The organism is Sorangiineae bacterium MSr11954, from assembly GCA_037157815.1.
GTDB lineage: Bacteria > Myxococcota_A > Polyangia > Polyangiales > Polyangiaceae > Pendulispora > Pendulispora albinea.
Genome location: CP089984.1, coordinates 8440729 through 8465461 on the forward strand (window position 1 = coordinate 8440729; position 24733 = coordinate 8465461).

Annotated in this window: 23 protein-coding genes; 16 read left to right on the forward strand and 7 right to left on the reverse strand. The window is 66.0% G+C overall.

Translation table 11 applies throughout. The annotated features are described in order from the left end of the window. Position 1 precedes the first annotated feature (1 nt). A complete protein-coding gene (locus LZC94_32745) occupies positions 2-1243 on the reverse strand; it encodes an MgtC/SapB family protein (GenBank protein WXB12605.1) in 1242 nt (413 codons plus the stop codon). Positions 1244-1657: 414 nt separating this feature from the next. On the opposite strand from LZC94_32745, the gene LZC94_32750 reads away from it, so the two are divergent. The 5 genes from LZC94_32750 to LZC94_32770 all read left to right on the forward strand — a co-directional run bounded on the left by LZC94_32750 (position 1658) and on the right by LZC94_32770 (position 7594). Then, the gene (locus LZC94_32750; GenBank protein ID WXB12606.1) at positions 1658-2260 is read left to right on the forward strand and encodes a hypothetical protein; all 603 of its coding nucleotides are present in this window, start codon (positions 1658-1660) and stop codon (positions 2258-2260) included. 26 nt (positions 2261-2286) lie between these two features. Next, positions 2287-2799, forward strand: a complete 513-nt coding sequence (locus tag LZC94_32755) for a DUF4398 domain-containing protein (protein ID WXB12607.1) — start codon at positions 2287-2289, stop codon at positions 2797-2799. Further along, on the forward strand, positions 2796-3653 hold the full coding sequence (locus tag LZC94_32760) for an OmpA family protein (GenBank protein ID WXB12608.1): 858 nt from the start codon (positions 2796-2798) through the stop codon (positions 3651-3653). Before LZC94_32755 ends, LZC94_32760 begins: the two co-directional genes overlap by 4 nt. Before the next feature lie 252 nt (positions 3654-3905). Then, the gene (locus LZC94_32765) at positions 3906-5141 is read left to right on the forward strand and encodes a serine/threonine protein kinase (GenBank protein WXB12609.1); all 1236 of its coding nucleotides are present in this window, start codon (positions 3906-3908) and stop codon (positions 5139-5141) included. Positions 5142-6580: 1439 nt separating this feature from the next. After that, positions 6581-7594, forward strand: coding sequence for a hypothetical protein (locus tag LZC94_32770; GenBank protein WXB12610.1), 1014 nt, complete (start codon positions 6581-6583; stop codon positions 7592-7594). Between the two features lie 124 nt (positions 7595-7718). On the opposite strand, the gene LZC94_32775 is transcribed toward LZC94_32770, so the two are convergent. Continuing rightward, complete coding sequence (locus tag LZC94_32775) at positions 7719-8090, reverse strand: MerR family transcriptional regulator (GenBank protein ID WXB12611.1); 372 nt, start codon at positions 8088-8090, stop codon at positions 7719-7721. 110 nt (positions 8091-8200) lie between these two features. Between LZC94_32775 and LZC94_32780 the strand changes: the two genes are divergently transcribed. Next, complete coding sequence (locus LZC94_32780; GenBank protein WXB12612.1) at positions 8201-8533, forward strand: SMR family transporter; 333 nt, start codon at positions 8201-8203, stop codon at positions 8531-8533. Here the strand turns inward: LZC94_32780 and LZC94_32785 are convergent. Both LZC94_32785 and LZC94_32790 read right to left on the reverse strand, forming a co-directional pair. Beyond that, positions 8499-8750 (reverse strand): helix-turn-helix transcriptional regulator, encoded by a 252-nt coding sequence (locus LZC94_32785; GenBank protein WXB12613.1) that lies wholly within the window; start codon positions 8748-8750, stop codon positions 8499-8501. The two genes, LZC94_32780 and LZC94_32785, sit on opposite strands and share 35 nt — an antisense overlap. An 8-nt stretch (positions 8751-8758) precedes the next feature. Continuing rightward, positions 8759-8995, reverse strand: a complete 237-nt coding sequence (locus LZC94_32790) for a hypothetical protein (GenBank protein WXB12614.1) — start codon at positions 8993-8995, stop codon at positions 8759-8761. Between the two features lie 207 nt (positions 8996-9202). Here LZC94_32790 and LZC94_32795 point away from each other — a divergent pair, with 207 nt between their 5' ends. The 4 genes from LZC94_32795 to LZC94_32810 all read left to right on the forward strand — a co-directional run bounded on the left by LZC94_32795 (position 9203) and on the right by LZC94_32810 (position 15922). Continuing rightward, positions 9203-9778 (forward strand): hypothetical protein, encoded by a 576-nt coding sequence (locus tag LZC94_32795; protein WXB12615.1) that lies wholly within the window; start codon positions 9203-9205, stop codon positions 9776-9778. Between the two features lie 10 nt (positions 9779-9788). Next, positions 9789-10313, forward strand: coding sequence for an N-acetyltransferase (locus LZC94_32800; GenBank protein WXB12616.1), 525 nt, complete (start codon positions 9789-9791; stop codon positions 10311-10313). Between the two features lie 64 nt (positions 10314-10377). Next, positions 10378-14664 carry a DNA topoisomerase 3 gene (locus LZC94_32805; protein ID WXB12617.1) on the forward strand — a complete coding sequence of 1429 codons (4287 nt, stop codon included), beginning with the start codon at positions 10378-10380 and terminating at the stop codon, positions 14662-14664. 139 nt (positions 14665-14803) lie between these two features. Beyond that, positions 14804-15922: a hypothetical protein gene (locus LZC94_32810; protein WXB12618.1), complete on the forward strand. Its 1119-nt coding sequence runs from the start codon at positions 14804-14806 to the stop codon at positions 15920-15922. A gap of 6 nt (positions 15923-15928) precedes the next feature. Here the strand turns inward: LZC94_32810 and LZC94_32815 are convergent, their stop codons facing one another. Together LZC94_32815 and LZC94_32820 are read right to left on the reverse strand one after the other, a co-directional pair. Beyond that, the gene (locus LZC94_32815) at positions 15929-16825 is read right to left on the reverse strand and encodes an LD-carboxypeptidase (protein WXB12619.1); all 897 of its coding nucleotides are present in this window, start codon (positions 16823-16825) and stop codon (positions 15929-15931) included. 11 nt (positions 16826-16836) lie between these two features. Next, positions 16837-17832 carry a serine/threonine protein kinase gene (locus tag LZC94_32820; protein WXB12620.1) on the reverse strand — a complete coding sequence of 332 codons (996 nt, stop codon included), beginning with the start codon at positions 17830-17832 and terminating at the stop codon, positions 16837-16839. A 217-nt stretch (positions 17833-18049) separates the two neighbouring features. On the opposite strand from LZC94_32820, the gene LZC94_32825 reads away from it, so the two are divergent. The 6 genes from LZC94_32825 (at position 18050) to LZC94_32850 (ending at position 23832) form a co-directional block, all read left to right on the forward strand. Beyond that, a complete protein-coding gene (locus tag LZC94_32825) occupies positions 18050-18415 on the forward strand; it encodes a hypothetical protein (protein WXB12621.1) in 366 nt (121 codons plus the stop codon). 151 nt (positions 18416-18566) lie between these two features. After that, a complete protein-coding gene (locus tag LZC94_32830) occupies positions 18567-19358 on the forward strand; it encodes an AraC family transcriptional regulator (GenBank protein WXB12622.1) in 792 nt (263 codons plus the stop codon). 189 nt (positions 19359-19547) lie between these two features. Further along, positions 19548-20165 (forward strand): GNAT family N-acetyltransferase, encoded by a 618-nt coding sequence (locus tag LZC94_32835; protein WXB12623.1) that lies wholly within the window; start codon positions 19548-19550, stop codon positions 20163-20165. A 337-nt stretch (positions 20166-20502) separates the two neighbouring features. Continuing rightward, positions 20503-21864 carry a serine/threonine protein kinase gene (locus LZC94_32840; protein WXB12624.1) on the forward strand — a complete coding sequence of 454 codons (1362 nt, stop codon included), beginning with the start codon at positions 20503-20505 and terminating at the stop codon, positions 21862-21864. An 83-nt stretch (positions 21865-21947) separates the two neighbouring features. Beyond that, a complete protein-coding gene (locus LZC94_32845) occupies positions 21948-22706 on the forward strand; it encodes an SDR family NAD(P)-dependent oxidoreductase (GenBank protein WXB12625.1) in 759 nt (252 codons plus the stop codon). 271 nt (positions 22707-22977) lie between these two features. After that, the gene (locus LZC94_32850; protein WXB12626.1) at positions 22978-23832 is read left to right on the forward strand and encodes a hypothetical protein; all 855 of its coding nucleotides are present in this window, start codon (positions 22978-22980) and stop codon (positions 23830-23832) included. On the opposite strand, the gene LZC94_32855 is transcribed toward LZC94_32850, so the two are convergent. After that, positions 23819-24733, reverse strand: a complete 915-nt coding sequence (locus tag LZC94_32855; protein ID WXB12627.1) for a LysR family transcriptional regulator — start codon at positions 24731-24733, stop codon at positions 23819-23821. The two genes, LZC94_32850 and LZC94_32855, sit on opposite strands and share 14 nt — an antisense overlap.

Sequence of the window (24733 nt, forward strand, 5' to 3'; positions counted from 1 at the left end):
TCTAAAGAAGAAAAGCCGCGAGCAAGGTCGCGCCGGCGAGGACCAGGAGCAAGACCGGGGCGAGCCAACGAAACGAGCCACGGCCCATGACCAAGGCGAGGACGATCTTCACCAGCGCATCGCCGACGACGCCGAAGGCAATGGCGCGCGCGGCGACGTGCACGCCCTCGTGGATTCCGGTGCGCGTCATCGCGAAGACCACCGCCTCCACGTCGACCAGCCCCACGATGGCGCCGGAGATCGCGAGGCCGAGCGATCCCCAATGCGTCTCGACGAGGTGCACGGCGAACAGCGCGAGCTGAAAGATCAGCGCGAGAGGGAGCGCCACCCCGAACTGCAAAGGGTTCTTTGGCGTCATGACGTCGCGCGCGGGGGGCTTGCTTCGCCACGTCAACACGCCGACGAGGATCGCGCCGGCGGCGAAGGGCACGGCGAGGATCATCGCCAGACGGAGGGCGAGCGGCGGGCTCAGGACGGCGGCGAGGACGAGCACGCGAAGGAGGCGCGTGGTGCCGGCGGAGCACGCAGCCAGCGCCAACCCCGTGCCCTCGCTGGGATCGTCGCGGCTCGATTTGGCGCCGAGGACGGTCACGGCGGTGGACGAGACGAGCCCCGCGAGCCCGCCGAGCACGATGGCGCCATGCCGCTCGCCGACGAAGCGCCGGGCGATGTACGCCGCGAAGCTGGTGCCGGAGAGAAGCAAGGTCATGCCCCACACATCGCGCGGGCGGAAGCCACCGAGCGGTCCGAAGGGCCCCTTTGGCAGAATGGGCCAAATGACGATGGCCATCACGGCGAAGCGCGCCGCCGTATGGAGCTCGGCCACTTCGATTTTGGCAATGAACGCATGAAGGCGCGAACGCTCGACCAAGAGAAAGCACGTCAGCGCGACGAGCGCGCCTGCGAATACCAAATAACCGGCCCCCGCCAGGACACCCGAGCAGAGCACCGCGGCCGCGGCTGCCTGCGACGTCGCCCCCGCGCGCCGCCGGGGCAGGGAGTGGGCGACGAGGATGGCCGCCACCGTCACCAGCAGCACCGCGGATGGAAGGAGGATGCCTTGAATCCAGAGCCAGCTGGCCGACGATGCGGCCAGCCCGAAGAGCGCGCACGTCCGGACGCCGAAGGCAGCGGCTGCTCCCCGTGAGCGCCGCGACCATTCGCGCTCGAGGCCGATCGCCAGGCCGCCCGCGGTTCCTACCACCGTGCGCACGAGTCCGATGAGTTCCGGTCCGGAGTCCACGGCGGCCACCTCGTTTGGCCCGCGCGGGGCGTCCTTTCTTCCCCCGTCCGGCGTTGCAAAGCACGTACTTCGAAATTTGCGAGCGTGCCACGGCGCGCCATGAATGGGCACACGACGCGCCGGCACCAAGCGGCGCGTGCCGCAGGCGCGAAAGCCGGCTCGAGGAGGCTTCGAGATTGCCACTTTGCGCGGCGCTCGTCGCGACCGCCAGCTCATGCCATTGTTGCCTCGATGCTGCATCCTCGCGTGGCAAAAAAGCGTGCTTGGGCCCTGGGTTCGGCGCGCGCGAAACGTTTTTTACATGCAGATTACCCGAATGATCATCGCGAGGTGCAACGCGGATTTCGCGTCGGCTCGGCGGTATACGATTCGCAATCGTCGCCGGCGATTCTCGTTTTCAAAGGAGAACGTCAAATGAGCTTTTCGAGTCTCGCGACGAAGTCGTTCATCGCAACGAGCGCGCTCGTGTGCGCTTCTCTCGCCGTGAGGACGGCGGAGGCAGCAGACCCTGTCGCTCCATCGGGCCCGCCGCCCGTGGCGGCGCCGGTCGCAACGAGCCAGACGACGACGACGGCCGGCGTGGTCGATACCGGTCCATCGCCTTTCGCCGTGAAGGATTTGCCCTCGACGGAGAAGGTGTCCCCCGTGAACCGGCCGCTGCTCATCACCGGCGCCGTCGTCCTCGCTGGAACCTGGGGTACGTCGATTGGGTTCGCGTACGGCAGCAAGCGCAAGGAAGACCAAGATTATCTCTATTACCCGGTGGCCGGCCCATGGCTCGATCTGGCTCATCGCGATTGCGATGCGCGCCCCTGCTCCAACGAAGACGTCAACAAGGCGCTGCTCATCGCCGACGGCATCGGTCAGGGGCTCGGCGCGCTGGCCATCGTCACCAGCCTCTTCCTGCCGGAGAAGAAGACCAAGAACTGGTACCTGATCGGAAGCGAAAAGTCGGTCATCGGCGGGCCGATGCGCGTGGGCACGGGCTACGGGCTCGGGGCTCTCGGTCGGTTTTGAGCGGACTTTTCAAGGAGAATACAACCATGTTGCGATCGATTCATTTGGCTCTCGGCGCGGCGGTCATCGCCAGCACCGCGGCTTGCTCGAGTTATCCCGCCCCCAACCAGCGGATGGCGGACGCGGTGGCGACCTCACGCGCGGCCCAGGAGGTCGGCGCGAACACCAACCCGCAAGCGCAGCTCCACTTGCGGCTGGCGAACGAAGAGATCGAGCGCGCCAAGCGCTTGATGGAGGACGGTGACAACAAGCGCGCCGACTTCGTCCTGGTCCGGGCCAAGGCCGACGCCGACCTCGCCCTCGCCGAGGCGCGCGAGGTCGCGGCCGAGCGCGACGCCAAGGCCGCCGTCGCGCGCGCCGACGCCTTGCAGTCCGAGCTCCAGCAGGCGATCGCCGCGGGACAAGCCCCGGCGCCCACCCCGATCGGCGGCTCGAGCGTCCCGGTGGGGACGACGACCACGACGGGATCGACGGTGCCGGGACCGGTTCAACAACCCGCGCCGGTGGTGAAGCCCCGCAGCGAAGGAGGTGCGCGATGAAACTGATTCATCTTCTCGGGTTCTCCGTGATCGCGGGCGCGGTGGGTTGCGCCAGCACGACCCCTCCCTCGGAGCTCGTCAACGCCCGCAGCGCCTACAAGGGCGCGAACGAAGGCCAAGCCTCGCAGCTGGCGCCGGCCGACGTGCACGCGGCCAAGCAAACGCTCAAGGTGGCCGAGCACTCGTTCGACGAGAACGGCGATTCGGACGAGACCAAGGACATCGCGTACGCCGCCCAGCGCCGGGCCGAGTACGCCGACGTGAAGGCGCGCACGGCCGCCGCGCGGCAGCAGCAGCGGGAGGCCAACGCGCGCGAGCAATCGCTGCGCGATCAGCTGGCCAAGGCCAACGCCAACCAGCTGGCGAACACACGGCAAGCGCTGGAGAACGAGCGCATGCAGCGGGAGGACGCCGAGCGGCGCGCGCGCGAGGCGAACTCCGAGTTGAGCAAGATCGCGTCCGTGCGGAGCGATGCGCGCGGGCTCGTGATCTCGCTCTCCGGCTCGGTGCTCTTCACGTCGGGCAAGTCGGCGTTGCTCCCCGCCGCCAAGAAGCGCCTCGAGCAGGTGGCGCACGTGCTCAACCAGCAGGACCCCAAGGCCAAGCTGCGCATCGAGGGCTACACCGACTCGACCGGCTCGGCCGCCGTCAACGAGCGCCTCTCGCAAGCGCGCGCCGACACCGTGCGCAGCTTCCTCGTCTCGCAAGGCATCGCCGCCGATCGCATCGAGGCCACCGGCATGGGCCCGAGCAACCCGATCGCCGACAACACCAGCGCCGAAGGGCGCGCGAACAACCGCCGCGTCGAGATCATCGTTCAGTCGTCCAAGGACACCGGCGGCAATATCCGCTGAGTCGTGATTCGCATTTTCAATCATGACTTCGAGCCCGATCGCGCCGGTGAATCGACCCTGGCGCGGTCGGGCTCTCCACGGGCGGCCGGCGTTCATTCGCGTTTGGAGCATCGCCACGCACATCGCTCGCACTTAGATTATGCCTGAGTTCATACTCGGCATTCCCGACCCTTCGAATCGCAATTTCGCATTTCTCATTTCCACGGCGTCCCCGCGCGACCTATACGGATCATCGCGCGAAAGGGGACGCTCATGCTCGATACGAAACGACTGATTCGGTGGACATCCATGTGTGCGGCCATCGCCTCGCTCGGGATCGGGAGCCCGGCGGCGATGGCGACGAGGGCCGAGGCGGCGGAGAGCGCGACGAGCGCCGCTCCGCTGCGGGACGTGCTCTTGGTCGGAAACAGCGCCGCGGGGACCGTGAGCTTCCTCGACGGCCACACGTTCCAGAACCTCGGCTCGATCGACGTCATTCCGGATTTGCAGGCGCGGCTCGACGCGATGAACCTCGTCGAGAAGACCGCCTACGACATCGTCGGGCAGCAGGAGGGCGGCGATCGGTTCGTCGACGATCTCTTCGTCTCGCCGGACGGACGCACCCTGTACGTCTCGCGCGGCGCCCTCAATGACGCGGTGGCCATCGACATCGCGAGCAAGAACCAACTTTGGCGCTTCAAGCTCGATGGCTTCAAAGCCGACCACGCCGCCCTCTCCCCCGACGGCACGCGCCTGGTGGTCTCCGCCACGACGGCCATGGCGGCGCAGGTCCTCGACACGAGCACGGGCCTGCTCGTCGGCAACTTCGCGACCGGCACCTATCCGCATCAGAACGACTATTCGGCGGATGGACGGCGTATCTACAATTCGAGCATCGGCGTGGTCAGCCTGCCCCGGGCGCTCGACGCGCTCAAAGGCGAGAAACGGCTGACGGTGGTCGACGCGAAGACCTTGAAGGTCCTCCGGACGTACCAGTTCCCGAGAGGGATCCGGCCGTCGGTGATCACGGCGGACGAGAAAACCATGTACACACAACTTTCTTATCTGAACGGCTTCGTGGAGTTCGATTTGGTGGCCGGGCAGATCACGCGAACCGTCGCCATGCCCTTCAGCGCCCACGGCGGCGCGCTGACCCCCGATGAATACCCGCTGAACTCCGCGCACCATGGCCTGGCCATATCGGGCGACGCCACGAAGCTCTGCGACGTCGGCACCATCGACGATTATACGGCCATCGTCCGCCGGCCCGCGCTGACCACCGACGGCTTCGTTCACTACCCGACCGATTCCCTCCCCTACTGGGCCACGACGAGCGTGGATGGCAATCACTGTTTCGTTTCGCTGAGCAAAGCCAACGCCATCTCCGTGATCGATTATCGCACCGCGACCGAGGTGGCGCGCGTCCCCGTCGGCGCCTTCCCGCAGCGCGAACGCATCGGGAAGCTGCCGAGCACCGTTCTTTCGGCCCTCTCACCGACGCCGGGTTGACGCGGGCGCGCGCTCCTCGGGCCCGCACCTTGGGCCCGAGGGCCGCGCAGGTCGGTCGGGGTGGTGCGTCGGGCGCGTCAGGGACGCTCGCTCGGTTGTCGGATGGTCACCCAGTGTTCCTTCGAGCATCGAAGGGTGCGGAGCTTTGGTCGGGGTGACGATCCTTGGTCGAGTCGGTGGCGATGCGGAGCTTGGTCGGGTCCGTCGCGATGCGAAGCGTCGGTCGGCGGGGTCGCCGGACGCGCCCAATCGTTCGGATTGGACATTTTCGAATGGAGCTCTTCGGCGGTAAATCGCGTGCGGCGAGGTAACGTTCACTCCTCGCTGCGGAGTCGTTCATCATACCGAACGGCATCTCCCAATCTCCATGTATGGGTGGGAGCACATTGGCGTGCCCCGACCCGAACAGGAGGATGAGTCGATGAACTTTCTGTGGGTCCTCGCCGCCCTTTCTTTCGTCATTTGGGTGACTGCGATTGCATTCCATCAGAACGTCACGAGTGGTATCATTCATTCGCTGCTTTTCTTGACCGTTTTCTCCATGCTGGTCCGATTCGTCTTGGGCCAGAGGATCGCACGAAGGCGGCGGGCGTGACCCCCGCGAGCGGACGCCACCGCTCTCTTACCTTGTAAGAACGAGAAGACCTCCTCCCGCACGAGAGCTGAGGAGTGCCGGCGACGTCGCGATTCGGGACAGGCCCCGAGCCGCACGATCGTCGGCAACGACTTCGCGGCGACCACGCGATGCCGTGCAACCCACAAGGCTGTTTTGCATTCGACCGCTTCGCACGCGGTGCAAGTTGGGATTGGATGTATTCGGGCAACTGAAGCACCAGGTTGCCGGCGTCAGTCCAATGCATACGCAATTAATTTGACAGGCGGCAACCGTCCGGCGACGGCGTCGACGCGCGACGCACCAATCGACCGTGCGATGGGGATGTATCTACACCGGTTGTGAGTTGGCCAACTTGCAGAGGCAAGCATTTTGCGCCAAGGCGCGATGTCTTCGACGAAGGCGTCCAAGCGACACCACGACCCAACATCGCAACGAGACGCGGGGTCGCTCGCACGATCGCGCTCATTTTCTGCGGGTTCGAGGCATTGGCGCGCCACGACAATTTTGGCTCGGTTGAGTCAGCGCGAGGCCTCCACAATCGATTCCATTGTCGATCGATGTCGCACAGAAATACCCAGTTGAATGCGTCGTAGGACCGGTGCGTTATCGAATTTTCTCGATGAAAACCGATATCCCACTGCGGCAAAACAAACTTCTTTTCCACCGTGCTCTTCGAGCTTGACTCGCGAGCGACAAGCGCTCAAAGTCCCCCCGCCCACGAAAGCCCGTCGGTCCACAGCCTCGCTTCGGCAAAGGATTCATCGCGCTGGCGAAGCCCCGGGATCCTGACAATTCAAACGACGTTTCTAACCTGGAGATCACAATGAACAAGAGCGTGATTCGAGGCGTGATCGGTGCAGTGGCGGTAGCGGCGATGGGGTTGACGAGTGCGGCGGCCATCGGGTCGCCCGCTAGCTCGCGGGAAATTTCCTTCATGCCCCAGAACAGCCTCGACCAAGAGGACAACCTGCTCGCCCCGACCGGCATCACCGAGGCCGAGTTCAATCGGGTGATCAACTACTACAAGGGCATCTACACGCCCATCGTCTCCCGTCTGGGCGGCCGGCTCGTGATCAACAACCGCTGGACCGACAACACCGTCAACGCCAACGCATCGCAGAGCGGAACGACGTGGACCGTGAATATGTTCGGCGGTCTGGCGCGCCGCCCCGAGATCACGTCGGACGGTTTCGCCATCGTTCTGTGTCACGAGATCGGGCACCACCTGGGCGGCTACTTCTTCTACAGCAGCACCAACTGGGCGTCCGCCGAAGGCCAGTCGGACTGGTACGCGACGCAGGTTTGCGCGCGCAATGGCTGGGTGAACGAGACGGCCGTCAATGCCACGTTCCGGAACACGGCCCCCGCCATCGTGAAACAGAAGTGCGATGCGGAGTGGAAGACCACCGCCTCGCAGGACCTCTGCTACCGCATCTCCGTTGCGGGCAAGTCGACGGCCGACCTCTTGGCCGCGCTGGGCGGCGGCACCGTCCGTTACGAGACGCCCGATACGACCGTCGTGAGCGCCACGCAAACGGCCCACCCGCGCGCGCAATGCCGCCTGGACACGTATTTCACGGGCGCGCTCTGCACGGTGCAAGGCGACATCAACAACATCCCGGGCAAGAGCCGCCCCAACCGCAACTCCGTGGATGCAGAGCGTGACGCTGCCAAGGTCCGCTGCTTGCCCGCCAGCGTGGGCGTGCCCGGCTACAACGGCAAGAACGTGCCGACCTGCTGGTTCCGTCCGCAAGTCCGCGCCGGTGGCCTGCTCGACGTGGATGACGCAACGGAGTCGACCGAGTCGGTCGCTCCCGAAGGCGACACCTACAACTGATAAAGACGCCCGCGGCCCCGCCGGGGGCAACGAGCTAGGTTGAATGGGAATGGCGCGCCTCGATCGCATCGAGGCGCGCCGCGCCACATTTGACATGCAGACGCACGGGCAACCTGCCGGGAGCTCAGCGATCGGCCACCAGCGCGCACGCATCGATCTTTCCTTCGCACGCGCAATTCATGGCGCTGGCGAGGAGGCGGCGGGCCATTGTCAATTTGGCAATGGACGCGTCGAGCTCGACGAGCTTTCGCCGTGCGATGGATGGCCATGGATCCGGGCCGCCGCTCCGCAGGAGGCCGACCAGCTCGCGCGTTTCGGCGAGCGTAAAACCGGCGCGTTGCGCGGCTTGGACGAACTGCAGCGTATCGAGCGCGCTATTGGCGTATTCGCGACGTCCGGACACCCGCGCGGGCGGCTTCAAAATTCCGATACTTTCGTAATATCGAATCGCCGAGGGCGCGAGCCCGGCGCGCAGTGCGAGCTGTCCGATACGCATGATGTCCGTTTCGAGCATACGCCAAGAGCGGGTGCGCGGCTGCAACATGCAAGACAACATCGCGCGCGAACGAAATCGCTTCGGGGGGTAGCCTGGCGTAAGCTGCCGCCATGAACGGCTATGTGTATCTCGGGATGGCGATTTTCTGCGAAGTCATCGCGACCTCGGCGTTGAAGGCGTCCCAGGAGTTCTCACGGCTCGGGCCGTCACTTCTCGTCCTCGCGGGCTATTCAGGCGCCTTTTATGCGCTCTCGAAGACCTTGCGGGACATCCCCGTGGGCATCGCATACGCGATTTGGAGCGGCATCGGGGTCACGCTCGTGTGCATCATCGCCGCCGTGCTCTACCGGCAGAAGCTCGACTTACCGGCGATTTTTGGGATTGCGCTCATCATCGCGGGCGTGCTCGTCATCCAACTTTTTTCGCGCAGCGCGGGCCACTGACTCCGTCTCCGGATCGGGGGACATGGTGAAGAATGTCGCCCGGTTGGCACTCGAGAAATTCGCAGATACGCGTCAAGGTATCGAAGCGAACACCTTTGACCTTGCCTTGCTTCAAGAGCGAGAGATTCGCCTCGGTGATGCCCACGTACTCCGCAAGCTCCTTGGAGCGGACATTTCGTTCGGCAAGCACGACCCCCAATCGGACGACGATGGGCATTTCGGCCGTTACACGATCTGTGCGTGCTCTTCGGCCAGCGCGGCGGCATCGACGACCACACCGCTGAGCAAGCGAAGCGCACCCGAAAAGGCCATGGGCAAAACGACGCCCGCCCCCGCGTGCACGGTGATGGAGAGCTCTCCGCTCGCCAGCGAAAGCAGCACACCGGCCACCGTCGGCACCAGCAGCGCGGCCGCGCTCGACGCGAGCATGCACGTCGCCGCCGTTCGCAGCTTTTGCGCCACGTCGAGGGTAAGACCTCCGCCCTCGTGAACCGCGCGCGACGCGCTCGACCAGTTGACGTTTTCGTACCGTATCTTCTTCGAGATGGTCGCCTCGTTCGCAGCTTTTGCGCCACGTCGAGGGTAAGACCTCCGCCCTCGTGAACCGCGCGCGACGCGCTCGACCAGTTGACGTTTTCGTACCGTATCTTCTTCGAGATGGTCGCCTCGATGGCCGACCCTTCCGAGGGCGGCCCCGCGCGGGTCCGGCGCATGTTCGTGGCGCGGGAGGCGCGCATGTTTCCGCGCTTTGCGCGCTGGCGCGCGACCCTGCCGGAGAACGCCAAGGTGGCGCTCCTGGCGCACGATCTGCACGTCGCCCGCGACTCCGAGGTGCTCTGGTACGGCCGCACGCCGCACGATTTGCCCATGTGGACGAGCTTCGGAACGCGCATCGAGCGCGATCAGCCGGGCAGCCTTTGGGTGTCCTGGTTGCTCTACGGCCGCGGAACGCGTTACCTGCCCGACAAAGCCGGTGGCATCTCCCAAGTTCATTTGCGAGAAGGCGCGCTGGAGGCGCACCTCGCGGCCACCCCCGGCTCGAGCTTCGTGGTGGTGGATCGCGCGCCGGCGGGCTCGGTGGTCGATCGGCCGATCCCGTTCGGAACGGAGACGAGAAGGCTCGGGCCCCATTCGCTCATCCGTCGATTCGATCGTGTTTTTGGAGACAGCGTCGGCGCCACCGTGCCAAGCGGTGCCGTGAGAAGCGCGCCCGCGAGGCTTTTCGAGCGCGGATCGTTTTCATAGGCTTTCGTGCATGCACGCTGCACCCATCCTGATCCGCCCCGAGCTGCCGAGCGATGTCGCGAGCATTCGGCGGGTGAACGAGCTGGCGTTCGGGCGCGCGATGGAAGCCGATATGGTGGACGCGGTACGGCACCATGGCGGGGTTACGCTCTCGCTCGTGGCGGTGCTCGATGGGAACGTGGTGGGGCACATTCTCTTCTCGCCCGTCGCGGTGGACCGCGAGGATGGAGCGCGCGACATGGGCGTGGGGTTGGCTCCCATGGCCGTCCATCCGGATTTTCAGAAGCATGGCGTTGGCTCCGAGCTGGTGCGCGATGGGCTCGAGCGTCTTCGCGGCCTGGGCCACGGGGTGGTGATCGTCGTGGGCCACCCCGAGTACTACCCTCGCTTTGGTTTCGAGCGGGGCAGCCGCTTCGGCCTTCGTTGGGAGCTCGCGTGTCCGGATGCGGCCTTCATGGCCCTGGCGCTTCGCGAGGGCGCGCTCGATGGGCGGCCTGGCGTCGTGCGGTACCGGCCCGAGTTCGGTTCGCCTTGACATCATCGATCGTCTTCGATCTGCACCACGCGGAGGCGGTTCCGCGCTAAACGTAGCGCCATCGATGAGCATCGTGGTCGTTGCCGAGAAACCGAGCGTCGCGCGTGACATTGCGCACGTGCTCGGTGCGCGCACGCGCGCGGAGGGGTATTTCCGCAGCGACAGCCACGTGGTGACCTGGGCCATGGGGCACCTGGTCACCCTCGCGGAGCCCCACGAAATGAACCCAGCGTGGAAAAAATGGCGGCTCGGCGATCTTCCGCTGCTGCCGGCGGCGTGGCCGCTGGTGGTCACCGAGGCGACGCGCGCGCAGTTCGAGGTGGTCCGCCGGTTGATGCTGGCGCGCGAGGTGCGCGGGATCGTATGCGCGACCGACGCCGGCCGCGAAGGGGAGCTCATCTTTCGCTATATTTACGAGGCGGCCAAGGCGACGAAACCCGTTCGCCGCTTGTGGATCTCGTCGCTGACCCCCGACGCCATCGCCGCCGGGCTTCGCGCGCTCAAGGATGGCAAGGAGTTCGACCGCCTCGCCGACGCGGCCCGCGCGCGGAGCCGCGCCGATTGGCTCGTCGGGATGAACCTTTCGCGCGCCTACAGCGTCGTTCACGACGACAACCTCTCCGTGGGCCGCGTGCAGACGCCGACCTTGGCGATGCTGGTGGCGCGCGAGCTGGAGATTCGGGCATTCGTACCCGAGGACTACCTCGAGGTCGTCGCGACGTTCGGGCCGCCCGGCGCAGCGGCCATCGTGGACGAGCCCGCCGGCAACGGCGGCGCGGCCAACGGCGGCGCGAACGCGAAAGAGCTCTACGAGGGCACGTACCTGCGACCGGACACCCCCGAGCCCGAAGCGCGGAGGCTGCCGCCCGACGGCAAAGAGGCGGAGGAGATCGTGGCGCGAGCCCAGCGCGGGAGCGCGCGCATCGAGTCGGTGGATCGGCAGTCGCGGCGTATGCCGCCGCCGCTGCTCTACGATCTCACGGAGCTTCAACGGCACGCGAACCGGCTCTATGGCTTTACGGCGCAGCGCACCTTGGGGATCGCGCAGTCGCTCTACGAACGGCACAAGCTCCTCAGCTATCCGCGCACGGATTCGCGTCACCTCTCGCGCACGGTGGCGAGCACATTGCCCGGGATCGTGGATGCGATCGCGGAGCCTTACCGCGCGCTCCTTGCTCCGGGCACCGGGGCGCGGCCTCTCGGCCCGCGGTTCGTGGACGACGGGCGCGTCTCCGATCACCATGCCATCATCCCCACGGGCGGAAGGCCATCCGCCGATTTGACGGCCGACGAGCGCGCCATTTACGACCTGGTGTGCCGGCGCCTGCTGCAGGCGTGGCACTCGGACCATCTGTACGCCGTGACGACCGTCATCACCGCCATCACGTGCGACGACGTGCGCGATCGCTATACGAGCCAGGGGACCAGCGTCGAGAGCATGGGGTGGAAGGTGCTCGACATTCCGTCGCGCCCGGCGCGTCCAGCGCGCGCGACGAGAGAGGGCGACGCCAAATCGACTGCGCGCCCGGCGCCCGAACCAGAGCTTCCGGGCGGGCTCGTGGCGGGGATGCCGCGTGACGTCGTCGACGCCAAATCGGTGGCAAAGAAGACGCGAGCGCCCGCGCGCTTTACGGACGGCACGCTCCTCACGGCCATGGAGACCGCGGGGCGCACCCTCGACGAAAAAGAAGTGTCGCAGGCGATGCGCGAGTGCGGGCTCGGTACGCCGGCCACGCGGGCGGCGATCCTGGAGACGCTCCTGCGGCGCGAGTACGTGGTCCGCGAGGGAAAGCTGCTGCAGGCGACCGACAAAGGCATCGCCCTCATCGCCATGGTGCACCCGCACGTGAAGAGCCCCGCCATGACCGGCGAGTGGGAGGCGAAGCTCGGGCGCATCGAGCGGGGAGAGGGAAAGCTCGATGCGTTCATGCTCGAAATCGAGCGGTACGTGCGCGAAGTCGTGGGCATCGCCGCCTCCGCCGCACCTTCCGCCGACAAACCGGCGTACATGAACGGAACCGCGCGGCACGCCCCCTCGGACGCATCGAACCTCGCACCGCTGCGCGACACGTCGAACGCCGCCGGCACCGCATCGCTGCACGGCAGCTCGGGTGCAGCCGGTACCGCATCGCTGCGCGGCAGCTCGGATACAGCCGGCGCCGCATCGCTGCGCGGCAGCTCGAACACCGCCGGTACCGCATCGCTGCGCGGCAGCTCGGACACCGCCGGTACCGCATCGCTGCGCGGCAGCTCGGGCGCAGCCGGTACCGCATCGCTGCGCAGCTCGAACACCGCCGGTACCGCATCGCTGCGCGGCAGCTCGAACACCGCCGGTACCGCATCGCTGCGCGGCAGCTCGAACACCGCCGGTACCGCATCGCTGCACGGCAGCTCGGGTGCAGCCGGTACCGCATCGCTGCGCGATAGGCTCCCCCTCCTCGATTTGCCCCCTGCCCCGCCCCCTGCGCGCTCGCGCAACCTCGACGAGCTGCTCACGAGCGCGTTCGGATTTTCGTCGTTTCGCCCATATCAAAAGGATGTCTGCCAAGCCGCCGCCGCAGGCAAAGACGTGCTCCTCGTCATGCCGACCGGCGCCGGCAAATCCCTCTGCTACCAGCTCCCCGGCCTCGCCCGCGGCGGCACCACCCTGGTCGTGAGCCCCCTCATCGCGCTCATGGAGGACCAAGTCGCCCAGCTCGCCCGCCGCGGCCTCGCGGCAGCACGCATCCACTCCGGGCGAGACCGCGCGGAGTCCCGCGCCGCGTGCCGGGCGTACCTCGACGGCGCGCTCGACTATTTGTTCATCGCCCCCGAGCGCCTCAAGGTACCGGGCTTCCCCGAGATGCTCGCCCGCCGCAAACCGGCATTGGTGGCCGTCGACGAGGCCCACTGCATCTCGCAATGGGGCCACGACTTTCGCCCCGACTACCGCATGCTGGGCGAGCGCCTCCCCCTCTTGCGGCCCGCGCCGATCATCGCGCTGACGGCCACCGCCACCCCCAGCGTACAAGACGATATCGCGAGCGAGCTCCGGCTCGAATCACCCGAGCGCTTCATTCACGGCTTCCGCCGCACCAACATCGGCGTCGAGGTCATCGAGCAGAGCCCCGCCGAGCGCCCCAGCGTCGTCCAGCGCCTGCTCGCCGATCCCGCGCGAAGACCGGCCATCGTTTATGCGCCGACCCGCAAAGACGCCGAGCAGCTCGCGACCGAGCTCTCGCGAAAGCGCCGCTTGCGCGCGGCCGCCTACCACGCCGGGCTCCACGCGAGCGCGCGCGACGACGTCCAATCCGCGTTCCTCGAGGGCAAGCTCGACGTGGTGGTCGCGACCATCGCCTTCGGCATGGGCATCGACAAAGCCAATGTCCGAACCGTTTTGCACACCGCACTGCCCGCCAGCGTCGAAGGCTATTATCAGGAGATCGGCCGCGCCGGACGCGATGGATCGCCTTCGCGCGCCGTGCTGCTCCACTCGTTCGTCGACACCAAGACGCACGAGTTCTTCCTCGAGCGAAACTACCCGGACCCCGCGCACCTCGCGCAGATCCAAGACGCCCTGCCCGCCGGGGGATGCACGGTGACCGATCTCGCCGCGCGCGCCCAGGTGAGCCCCGACGTCTTCGAGAAGGCGCTCGAGAAGCTCTGGATCCACGGGGGCGCGATCATGGGGCCCAGTGAAACCGTTCGCCGGGGCACCGCCGACTGGCGCGGCGCCTACGAGCGCCAGCGCGCCCACAAGCGCGAACAGATCGACAAAATGCGGCGCTTCGCGGAGACGTCCGCGTGCCGGATGTTGAAGCTGGTCGCGCACTTCGGCGATCAAAATGACCCGGGTAGCCCGTGCGGGCAATGCGACGTGTGCGCGCCCTCTGCCTGCGTGGCGCTGACCTTCCGCGCGCCCGCCAAAAAGGAGCAAGACGCCGCGGCCCTCATCCTCGCCGCCCTCCGCGAGCGCGACGGGCGCGCGGTGGGCCAACTCCACCGCGATCTCTTCGGCGAGAGCACCATCGACCGCCGCACCATGGATCACGTGCTCGGCGGCCTCGCCCGCGCCTCCCAAGTTCGCATCGTGGGTGACGAATTCGTCAAAGACGGTAAGACCATCGCCTTTCAGCGCGTCTATCTCACCCCCGCCGCGCGAAACGCACCCCCCGGGCCCGCCGTCATGACCATGATCGCCGTGCCCGAGCGGATGCCGGCGCCAAAGCGCGCAAAAACCACCAAGCGCGCCAAACGCACTAAGCCCGCTAAACCGAAGACCACCAAATCGACTAAATCGACCACGCCCAATACCTTCGCCAAGAGCGGAACGAAGGTCGTACGGCGCGGAAAACGCAAAACACCGCGCTGATCGGCGCCGGACGCGCGCGCGTTCACCGGCCCTTCGTCTACTTGGGTGAGGCCGGATTATTCCAGACGTCCCATGGTGCATTGCGCGGCGCTATGATGCGAGCATGGGATCCTATCGCAGGCACGGGCTCGTGCCCTGGATGACGCTCGCTTTGACCTTGGGCGTTCCGGCGTGCAGCAGCGGAACGTCGAACAATCCCTCCGGCGACCTCGATGGCGGCGGAAAGGAGCCGCCGGGTGGAAACCCCGGCGGCACCAACCCCGACGCCGGCCCGCCCGCCGGCAACCCCGATGGCGGCTCGAACATCCCGCCGGAGGCGCGTTTGGAGGACAGCTCCAATCCGCGCACCGTGGTGGGAACGGGCACGAAAGAAAGTTGCACGGGCGATGCATTCGTCGACGCCGTGGCAAAAGGCGGCGTGATCACGTTCAACTGCGGCCCCAATCCGGTGATCATCACGCTCACGAAGACGGCGAAGATCTTCAACGACAAGGGCCCGAAGATCGTCATCGACGGCGGCGGAAAGGTGACCTTGAGCGGCGGCGGGAAGGTGCGCATCCTTTATCAAAACACGTGCGACAAGAATCAAGTGTGGACGTCGAGCGACTGCAACAACCAAGAGACGCCCGCCCTCACCGTGCAGAACCTCACCTTCATCGACGGCAACGCCAAGGGCTTGGAGACCCAGGACAACAACGGCGGCGGCGGCGCCATTTGGGTGCGGGGCGGCCGCTTCAAGGTCGTGAACTCGCGCTTCTTCAACAACGTGTGCGACGAGCTGGGCTCCGACGTGGGCGGCGGCGCCATCCGGGTCCTCGATTTTCCCAAAGGAGGAAGCCAATCGCGCCCCGTCTACATCGTGGGGAGCACGTTCGGCGGCGCGGCGGGGTTCGGCAACGACTGCGCAAACGGAGGCGCCATCAGCAGCATCGGTACCTCTTATACGATCATCAACAGCGTCTTCGGCGACAACCACGCCACCGGCCACGGCGCCAACGATGGCCAGGGCGGCAACGGCGGCGCCATTTACAACGACGGCAATACGTACAGCCTCTCCCTCTCCGGCGTTCGTATCGAGGACAACCACGCGAACGAGGGCGGGAGCGCCATTTTCTTCGTGAGCAACGACGAAACCGGCTCGCTGATCATCAAGGACTCCGTCCTTCGGAAAAATCCGAAGGGCGCGTTCCAAAATTATCCAGGGATGTTCGTCAAGGCCAAGGGCCCTCCCCAGGTGACCAACTCCGTCATCGAGTGAGCGCCCTCACTCGCCTCGCGTGACCTTGGCCACCAGCTGACCATCGCCGAGCACCACGTCGCCGCCCAGGACGAAAGGCGTATTCATCGCGCCATGTCCAAACGTGGCGCCCGCGTAAACGGGGACGCGAAGATCGCTCAAACAGCTCGCCAGCGTCTCCATCACCGTCACTCCATCGCCGTCGGGCTGGCAATTGACCCAATCGCCCAGAACGATCCCGGCGGCGCGGGCGAGGTGCCCGCCCAATCGAAGTGACGTCAGCATGCGATCGACCCGGTACGGGTGCTCGGTGGTGTCTTCGAGCGCCAGAATACAGCCCTCCGGGAGATTCAGCCGGCCGCCCGCGGCCATGACCACCAGGAGCGAGAGGTTGCCCCCCACCAGAACGCCCTCGGCCGTGCCGGGGGTGATGGGCTCGAGGTGCGGAAAGCAAAGGTGCCGCTCGCGCCCCTCGAGCAGCTCACGAAAGCCGCCCCGCGCGTGCGCTGACATCGACGACAGCGTGGTCACCACCGGACCATGCAGCGAGGCAATCCGGCGCGCGGTGGCCTCCACGTGCAGCACGGTGATATCGCTGAAGCCGACGATCCATTTGGGATCCTTTTCGAATTCGTCCCAGGGCAGTTGGTCGATGATGCGCATCGAACCGTAGCCCGCGCGCGCGGGGAAGATCGCGCGCACGTCGGGATCGATCATGGCCGACGCCAATTCGTCGCGGCGGCGCGCATCGCTCCCGGCCAAATAGCCATTCTCGTCGAAGATGGATGGCAGCATGCGGATGCGGTAGTGCTCGCACAACCACGCGAGGCCCGGCTCGAACCGCTTGCGGTCGACCCCCGTCGCGGGCGCCACGACGGCGATCAAGTCGCCGCGCGCAGGTGATACGGGAAAGGTGAACCCCATTTGTCGGGGGCTCAGGGCAACCAGGCCAAGATCCGCGGATGGTCCGCCTCGGCGGCAACGCTCTCGACCTCGGAGACCAACTTGCTCCGAACGGCGAGCACGGATGCGCCGATGGTTTGGACCCACTCCGCCACCTTCAACGAGGACGCGACGTCGAGCGCGTCGATGGCCTCGGCCATTTGATGGGCGGTCGCGAACCGATCGCGCGGGTTGCGCGCGAGGGCCTTCATCGTGATCCAATCCACCTCGGGCGGCACCTTGGGGTTGATGCTGCTCGGAGGGGCAACCTCGCCCCACATGATGGAGTTCATCAACTGCAGCCCGTTCTCGCCGCGAAAGAGCCCCCTCCCCGTCAGCATCTCCCAGAGAACGACGCCCGCCGAGTAAATATCGGTTTGCCGGGTGACCACCCCGACCAGCTGCTCCGAGGCCATGTACGGGATCTTGCCTTTGAGCACGCCGCCATTGGTGGATTGCGACAAGCGATTTGCGGCCTTGGCAATCCCGAAATCGAGGACGCGCGCGATCCCGTCGATGCCGACGATGATGTTTTGCGGCGACACGTCGCGGTGCACGAGGTGAATGGGATCGCCCTTTTCGTCCTTTGCCTCGTGGGCGGCGTGCAATCCATTCAACATACCGGTGGCGATGAAGAGGCTTATGGGAACCGGTATCGTCTCACCCAACTTGGCCGAGGCGCGGAGCAGCCCCGCGAGCGACTCGCCCGTCACGTACTCCAGGACCAGAAAGAGCTCGCCATCCCTGGCCACCACGTCGAGGGTGGGCACCACGTTGGGGTGGTGGATGCAAGCGGCCAAACGGGCCTCGTCCACGAAGCTCGTGACCAGCTCCTCGTCGCTCGCCAGGTGTGGATGAAGGCGCTTGATGGCCACTGTGCGACCGAATCCAGCTGCGCCATGGATGCGTGCAAGATACACCGTCGCCATTCCGCCCGAGGCGAGCTCGCGAAAAAGTGTGTACCGCTCCAGCGCGAGAGGAAGCTGCATCCCAGGTGCCATCCAGGTTAGCAAATGTCCATGCCGACAGAAGAGGCAGAAGCCGCTGTGGTCACACGATGTTGCATCGACATACAGCGCCTTCGGCCTCGCGCGGGCCCAGTGGGCTTGACTTCAAGCGTGCTTGAAGTCGCACGCTTGGTGCATGTGCGATTCCGACCTTTCTCCTTCGAACGTCGACCTACCTTGTAAGGATAGCAGCGCCTCCGTGGCGTGCGATCCCGCGGTGTTCAGCCCGGCGGAGCGCGCCGAGCACGCCGCGCGCTCTCGCGCCGTTTTTCACGCGATTCATAGGCTAATCGAGAATTCGGACGGCTACACCTTCGTTTTCCCAACGGCCCCGGCGCTTCGTGAGCAAATCACGGATTGGGTGGCATTCGAACGTCGATGTTGCCCATTTTTTACCTTCGAGCTGGCAGGCTTCGACGGTCATCCAGCCCCGACCGAAGGGGCGGTTCGTACCGCACCATTCCTTCGGATCGCAGGGCCCGACCGGACCAAAGCGATCCTGCGCGCGGCGCTGGACGAACACGGTGTCTCGCATCGAAGTTTGACAGCTGAGCAGCGCGAGTGAGCCCCCATGAGCCCGCGGCGCCATGAGCCGCACGCCTGCGCGAACGGCTCATGGCGAAGCACCTCCCACGAACGATTTCGAAACGCGCGCCATCGCAGCGCGGCGCGAGGTTCGGAGTGTTCGATTCGTGTGAAGAGCGTATGAAACGAAGATGGGCGCGCCGCTCCGATTCACCGTTTATTACGGAGAGCGTCGCTTTCTGCTGCTGGCATCGCGACTCGTGATGGAGCCGCGCACCCCATATCGACGAATCGCCCCGACCTTGCTCCTGGCGTGCAAGGAGCCATTTTGGCTCGAGTGCGGCGAAGACATCACCCTCTCGACCCGCGCGGCGTTGATCGCCCCCAACACATGGCGGCGGCGCCTGGTGGCCGTAGACAGCGATTTGGCGGTATTCGAATTACCGCTTCATTCGATTCGCGCCACCAAGCCGGCGCAGTCGCTCGACATCGAATCATTTCTATCGTTGATGCCCGCGCTGGAGCGCGCCCTCGGCGGCTCCTTGCCGTGCGCAGGGCTCGATGCGCTCTTCGAGGCGGCGGTGCGCGCGATCGCAGGCCAAGTCCCCGCGCTCCGCGGCGGCACCTCCGGAGCGCTCCCGGCCATCGATCCACGCATCGAACGGGCGTTGAAGCTGCTCGACGAATTGCCATTCGACGAAGCGCGATTGACCGGCTTGGCGAACCAGCTCGCCTTGTCGCCTTCGCGCTTTCGTCATCTCTTCAAGGAGGTCACCGGCGACACCGTGGGCCACTACGCGCGCTGGGCAGCCGTATGGCGAGCGGTCTCGCTTTGGTCGCAGGGGCAGGCGCTATCGGACATCGTGCGCCAAGTCGGCTTCCCGGATCTGGCGCACCTCGATCATGCGTTCAACGAGCTTTTCGGGGTGAACCCGGCATCGGTGCTCAGCCCTGAAAATGTCACCTTGATCCACTGCCCTTGAATGGCGGCAACCACTTCAGCGAGACGGCCGAAGAGAAACGGGAGAAGATGGCCCATTCGTTCCATCCTCTCTCACCCCGGGTCCTCCGATGCCGAATCCGACCATCCTCGTCACCAACGCACACGCGACACGCCATGGCTGGCGCACCTTTGGCAAGAGCGCATGCTGCCCACCAGGCACGGGTCGCACATGACGCGCCCCAGCCTCTCAGACCACCAAAACGTCTCGCTTCGCGATGTCGACGAACGGGATCTCGACATCTTCTTCGAACACCAGCGCGATCCGGAGGCGACGCGGGTGGCGGACTTTCCCGCGCGCGAGCGCGACGCGTTCATGACCCACTGGAAGGAGAAGGTCCTCGTCGACCCCACGAGCCTCGTGCAGACGATCGTCGCCGGGGGCGAGGTGGCCGGAAATGTCGTGAGCTGGGTCGGGTCGGGCCAGCGCATGGTCGGCTATTGGATCGGCCGCGATTACTGGGGCCGGGGCATCGCCAGCGCGGGGCTGGCGCTTTTCCTCCGTCATGTCGCCCGGATGCGCCCCCTCTACGCCGAGGTCTTCCCTGGCAACCTCGGCTCCATCCGCGTCCTGGAGAAGTGCGGGTTCCGGCGGCTGCCCCGGCAAGACGCGACGAACGCGACGAACCGGAACGCTGCGAAAGCCACGGAAGGTGCCGATGCGCTCTTCACGAAGGACACCGAAAGCGCGAAAACCGCGAGCCGCACGACCAGCACCACCAGCACCACCAGCACCACCAGCACCACCAGAGAAGAGCCCGAAGGACTCCTCTTCGTTCTCGATGCTTAACGGAAGGCGTCACGGACAGCGTAACAAAAGGCGCGAAGAACGCGTATACCCCCACGATAGGGGTTTCATATCGCAAGGTGGAGCATGGTGTCACCACCTTTAATTTTCATATTGAAATATCGATACTTCGTCGCCCACGGTGGACCTTATGCGTGCCGGGATGTGGAAAAACAAGCCCCTCAATCGGATGACACGGATGACTGCGACAAGCCGTTGCGGCGGCTCCGCCTGATGCGCATGATCCACCGCCGTCTCATGCAGAACAGCAAAGAAGCAAATCGCACATCAATCATCTTGAGTATCCAGAAAATCGACATACGTTGATTGGGTGGTGGGGATGTTGTCCGAAGGGGAGCTCTTCCTCGGGAAGTATCGCGTCGAGAGGCTGATCGGCAAAGGCGGAATGGGCGCTGTTTACGCCGCCGTCGACGTCGACCTGGCACGTAAGGTTGCCATCAAGGTGCTTCTCCCGCATGTGGCCAGCTCGCGCGAGGCGGCGATGCGCTTCATCAACGAAGGCCGCGCGGCTGCACGCATCGAGGGCAACAACATAGCGCGCGTATTCTCCGCGGGGACCACACCGAGCGGGCTGCCCTACATGATCCTGGAGCTGCTCGAAGGCTTGGATCTCGAGGCCCACCTCGAGGAGCGCGTGCGGTTCGAGGTGGACGAGGCGGTCGACATCGTCCTGGAGGCGCTGCAGGCGGTCGAAGAAGCCCATCACCATGGCATCGTGCACCGCGATCTGAAGCCCGCGAACCTGTTTCTGCACCGCGGAAGCAACGGCGCCGAGATCGTCAAAGTGCTCGACTTCGGGATTTCGAAGGCGTGCCAACCTTTGAGCGAGGTGGACGAAGAGCGCGAGCTCACGGTCACCAAGATGCTCCTGGGCACTCCGTTCTACATGTCGCCCGAGCAGCTGCTCGACTCGAAGAAGGTGGATCGCCGCACCGACATCTGGGCACTCGGCGTGATTCTCTATGAGTTGCTCGCAGGGGTACCTCCCTTCGGCGGCGACTCATTGCAACAAATATTCACAGCCATCTTGCACGAGCCGCTGACCCCGCTCGCGCAGCATCGTTCGGGCGTTCCCGAGGCGCTGGAAGCCATCCTGGTGCGCTGCTTGGAGCGCAATCTCGAGCAGCGCCTCGCCAGCGCCGCGGAGCTCGGGCGCCTTCTCGCCCCCTTCGGCTCCCGCGCCAGCGGCACGTTTGGCTCCGAGCGGCATGTGGTGCGACCACCTGCGGAAGGTCGACCTGCCACCCTCACGGTGATGTCGTCGTACCCCCAGCACATGCCCAAGGCGCCGCCGGTCCCTTGGGTGCACCCGGCCTTTGCCCCCGCGCAGGCGGGCATCGCGACCCTGGCACCGGCGCCGTCGCCCCGCGAGCAAACGAACGCCGCCTGGGTCGACAGCACCGCACAATACCCTGCCACCACGGCGCGCACCCGCAGGCGCTCGATCCTTCCCTGGATCTTGGCGCTCCAGAGCGTGCTGATCGTCGTGGGCTGCCTCATTGGCGTCACCCTGGCGCGCACCAAGGACGCACCGCGACCGGTCACAGCGAACCGCACGGCACCCGCATCTGCTCCTGCTCCCGCGCCTGCACCTGCACCTGCTCCTGCTCCGATTGCGCGAACCGTGGATTCGCTGCCCGATGCAGGAGCAGACTCCGGCAAGGTGGCCGTGCAGCCGTAACGCGCTTCGGATCCGGACGAACGGACATGCATTGCCGACGCGCGGTCATGGCCCATCGCGTCTGCGGGACACACATCGTCGTCATGACAATCGACGAACTACGACGTGTGGCCGTCGTCACGGGCACGAGCCGTGGCCTCGGATACGCCATCGCCAAGCTGCTGGCCGCGCGCGCGAACATGCACGTGGTGGCGACCAGCACGGAGCTCGAGTCCGGACGGCGCGCGATCGCCCGGCTGGCCGGCGAGGGGCTCCCGATCACGCACCACCTGCTCGACGTCACCGATCCTGCCAGCGTCGCCGCGCTCGGGCATCACGTGCGCGAGCGATTCGGCCGAATCGATGTTCTCGTAAATAACGCCGCGGTGTTCCCCACGTTCCTCGAGCCCGAGGAGGGCAGCGTGCTCACCGCCCGCCCCGAGACCGTTTTGAGCACATTCAATGTCAACGCGGTGGGCGCGCTGCGCCTCGCGCAGACGTTCGTCCCGCTCATGCGCGAGCAGGGTCACGGCCGCGTGGTGAACGTCTCGAGCGAGGTCGCCTCGTTGGCGGTGCTGCCCGAGGACGAATACCCACTATCGCCCTCGTACCGCATCTCCAAAGTCGGAATGAACGCCCTCACCCGGCTGCTCGCGCGCGAGCTTCGAGGCACTGACGTCTTGGTCAACACCTACTCGCCGGGCTGGATGCGAACGGACATGGGGGGCCCCGACGCTCCCTTCTCCGCCGAGGAGGGCGCCGAGACGGCCTTTTACCTCGCCACCTTGCCCCGCGGCGGGCCCCAAGGCGGCTTCTTCGCCGAGATGCGCAAATTCGGCGGGCCCATCGCGTTACCGTGGTGAGCGGATTGCGGGCGCGGCCGGGCGGCGAAGAAAATCCAAATTCGTTTGGCCATCTCGCGGGCGATGATCCATAGCCCACGAGGCCATCGCCGCGCCATGCACCGGCGCCGCGAGCGCACCAGACCGTCGTGGGGAATCGATGAACCTCCGCACCCTCCGAGTCACTCTCTCGCGAACGGCGCTCATGGCGCTATCGACCTGGTGCCTTATCCATTGCGAGCGTCCGAGGCTGCCCGTCGAGGCGGCGTATACCGCTCCTGGCCCATGGCCCGTGGAGCGCGCCACGGTCAAAGACGGCGCGGGGGCCGCGAAATACGAGCTCTTCTACCCCTCCGGGACCGCGGGCGGGACCGTGCGGCACCCCATCCTCGCGTGGGGCAATGGCACGGACGCGACCGTCGCCGAGTACAGCCGGCTGCTCGCGCAAATGGCATCGTGGGGGTTCGCCGTCATTGCGAGCACGAGCGCCAACACCGGGACCGGCCAGGAGATGCTCGCCTCGGTCGATTGGCTGGTGGCCGCCAATGACGATCCAGCGAGCGCCTTCTACGGGACCCTCGATCCCACCAAGATTGGCGTCTTCGGACATTCACAAGGCGCGGGCGGGAGCATGCGGGCCTTCGCCCTGGCCAACGAGCCTGGATCGGGGCACCGCCCGATGAGCACCTTGGTGCCCATCGAGCTCCCGGCACAAAAATGGATTTGCGTCGGCAACTCCGATCCCGAATGCAAAGCACGCCACTGGTTCGACGGCGCCGCGATTCGCTCCGGCTCCGTCTTCTTCGTGAATGGCAGCAGAGACTCGCTCATCTCCCCTTCCACGCAAGCCCCAGGGACGGAGGGTCAACAGTCGATGGCCGCGTTCTTCGACGCCGTCCCCGATGCGGTCCCCAAGGCGCGCGCGACCCTGGCGGGGGCGGATCACAACGATATCCAAGACGCGTGCAAAATCCTCTGCAGCGTGCCGCAGGCCGAATACTTTGGATACCTGGTCGCCTGGATGCGTTACCGGCTCATGGATGATCCCATCGCCAGCCTGGCCTTCGCCGGCCCGGACGCCGAGCTGGTTCGGAACGCCGGCTGGGAGAACGCCACCGTATCCGGCCTCGGGGTCAAACCGGATTGAGCTCGGGCGCGCGCACCTTGAGCTCGCGCGCAGCAAAGTCGATGAAGGCACGGATGCGCGGCGTGTCGCGCAGATCGGGGTGAACGCCCATGCGGATCGGTTGCACCGGCTCGGCCAGCGGAGTTTCGATGCGGCGGAGGGCCGGTCTTCGATCCGCCACCGCGCGCGGCAAGGCGGCCATCGCATCGCCCGCCTCGACGGCCGCGAGGTGCGACTGGAGGCCATTCGTGCGCAGGATCACCCGCGCCTCCCGGGCGAGCGTCTTCAACCACTCACCGTAGCAAACCCGGCCCGCCGCCTCGTGCAGGAGGATAATCGCATGGCCGGGGCACCCTCTCTCGAAGTTCGGCCGCCCATGCCGTTCGAGGTATTCGGGGGATGCATAGAGCCCATATGCGGCCTCGGCGAGCTTGCGCACCACCAGATCTTCTTGATCGAAGGCCCCGAAGCGAAAGGCCACGTCGGCGTCGCGGCGCGATAAGTTGAAGACGCGCGCGTCGTTGATGAGCTCGCACACCACCAGCCGGTGGGACGCGCTGAACCGCGCCAGCATGGGCGCGACCACGTAGTCACCGAGCCAATCGAGGCTCGTCACGGTGATGGCCCCTTGAAGGCCGGTGTCGCGGGCCGCGATCCGCCGTTCGATGGCGAGCGCTCCCTCGTCCATGCGCTGGAGGTTCTCGAACAAAGCGGTGGCCAGCGGGGTCGGCGCGAGCCCTTCTTTTCCGCGCTCGAAGAGCTCGATGCCGATGTGGCGCTCGAAGGCATCGAGCCGGCGGCTCACCGTCGGCTGCGTGGTGCCCATGGCGCGCGCGGCGGCGCTCAGCGATCCATGCCGGAGCACGGCGAGCGCGATGCGCAGGTCGTCCCAATCCACCTTGACGAGCTTCGGGCGAGGCAT

Excerpts from the sequence above, each read along its gene's own strand:
- LZC94_32750 (WXB12606.1), top strand. The coding sequence starts at position 1,658 with ATGAGCTTTTCGAGTCTCGCGACGAAGTCGTTCATCGCAACGAGCGCG.
- LZC94_32755 (WXB12607.1), top strand. The coding sequence starts at position 2,287 with ATGTTGCGATCGATTCATTTGGCTCTCGGCGCGGCGGTCATCGCCAGC.
- LZC94_32760 (WXB12608.1), top strand. The coding sequence starts at position 2,796 with ATGAAACTGATTCATCTTCTCGGGTTCTCCGTGATCGCGGGCGCGGTG.
- LZC94_32765 (WXB12609.1), top strand. The coding sequence starts at position 3,906 with ATGCTCGATACGAAACGACTGATTCGGTGGACATCCATGTGTGCGGCC.
- LZC94_32770 (WXB12610.1), top strand. The coding sequence starts at position 6,581 with ATGAACAAGAGCGTGATTCGAGGCGTGATCGGTGCAGTGGCGGTAGCG.
- LZC94_32775 (WXB12611.1), bottom strand. The coding sequence starts at position 8,090 with ATGCGTATCGGACAGCTCGCACTGCGCGCCGGGCTCGCGCCCTCGGCG.
- LZC94_32780 (WXB12612.1), top strand. The coding sequence starts at position 8,201 with ATGAACGGCTATGTGTATCTCGGGATGGCGATTTTCTGCGAAGTCATC.
- LZC94_32785 (WXB12613.1), bottom strand. The coding sequence starts at position 8,750 with ATGCCCATCGTCGTCCGATTGGGGGTCGTGCTTGCCGAACGAAATGTC.
- LZC94_32795 (WXB12615.1), top strand. The coding sequence starts at position 9,203 with ATGGCCGACCCTTCCGAGGGCGGCCCCGCGCGGGTCCGGCGCATGTTC.
- LZC94_32800 (WXB12616.1), top strand. The coding sequence starts at position 9,789 with ATGCACGCTGCACCCATCCTGATCCGCCCCGAGCTGCCGAGCGATGTC.
- LZC94_32805 (WXB12617.1), top strand. The coding sequence starts at position 10,378 with ATGAGCATCGTGGTCGTTGCCGAGAAACCGAGCGTCGCGCGTGACATT.
- LZC94_32810 (WXB12618.1), top strand. The coding sequence starts at position 14,804 with ATGACGCTCGCTTTGACCTTGGGCGTTCCGGCGTGCAGCAGCGGAACG.
- LZC94_32815 (WXB12619.1), bottom strand. The coding sequence starts at position 16,825 with ATGGGGTTCACCTTTCCCGTATCACCTGCGCGCGGCGACTTGATCGCC.
- LZC94_32820 (WXB12620.1), bottom strand. The coding sequence starts at position 17,832 with ATGCAGCTTCCTCTCGCGCTGGAGCGGTACACACTTTTTCGCGAGCTC.
- LZC94_32830 (WXB12622.1), top strand. The coding sequence starts at position 18,567 with ATGGGCGCGCCGCTCCGATTCACCGTTTATTACGGAGAGCGTCGCTTT.
- LZC94_32835 (WXB12623.1), top strand. The coding sequence starts at position 19,548 with ATGACGCGCCCCAGCCTCTCAGACCACCAAAACGTCTCGCTTCGCGAT.
- LZC94_32840 (WXB12624.1), top strand. The coding sequence starts at position 20,503 with ATGTTGTCCGAAGGGGAGCTCTTCCTCGGGAAGTATCGCGTCGAGAGG.
- LZC94_32845 (WXB12625.1), top strand. The coding sequence starts at position 21,948 with ATGACAATCGACGAACTACGACGTGTGGCCGTCGTCACGGGCACGAGC.
- LZC94_32855 (WXB12627.1), bottom strand. The coding sequence starts at position 24,733 with ATGCCTCGCCCGAAGCTCGTCAAGGTGGATTGGGACGACCTGCGCATC.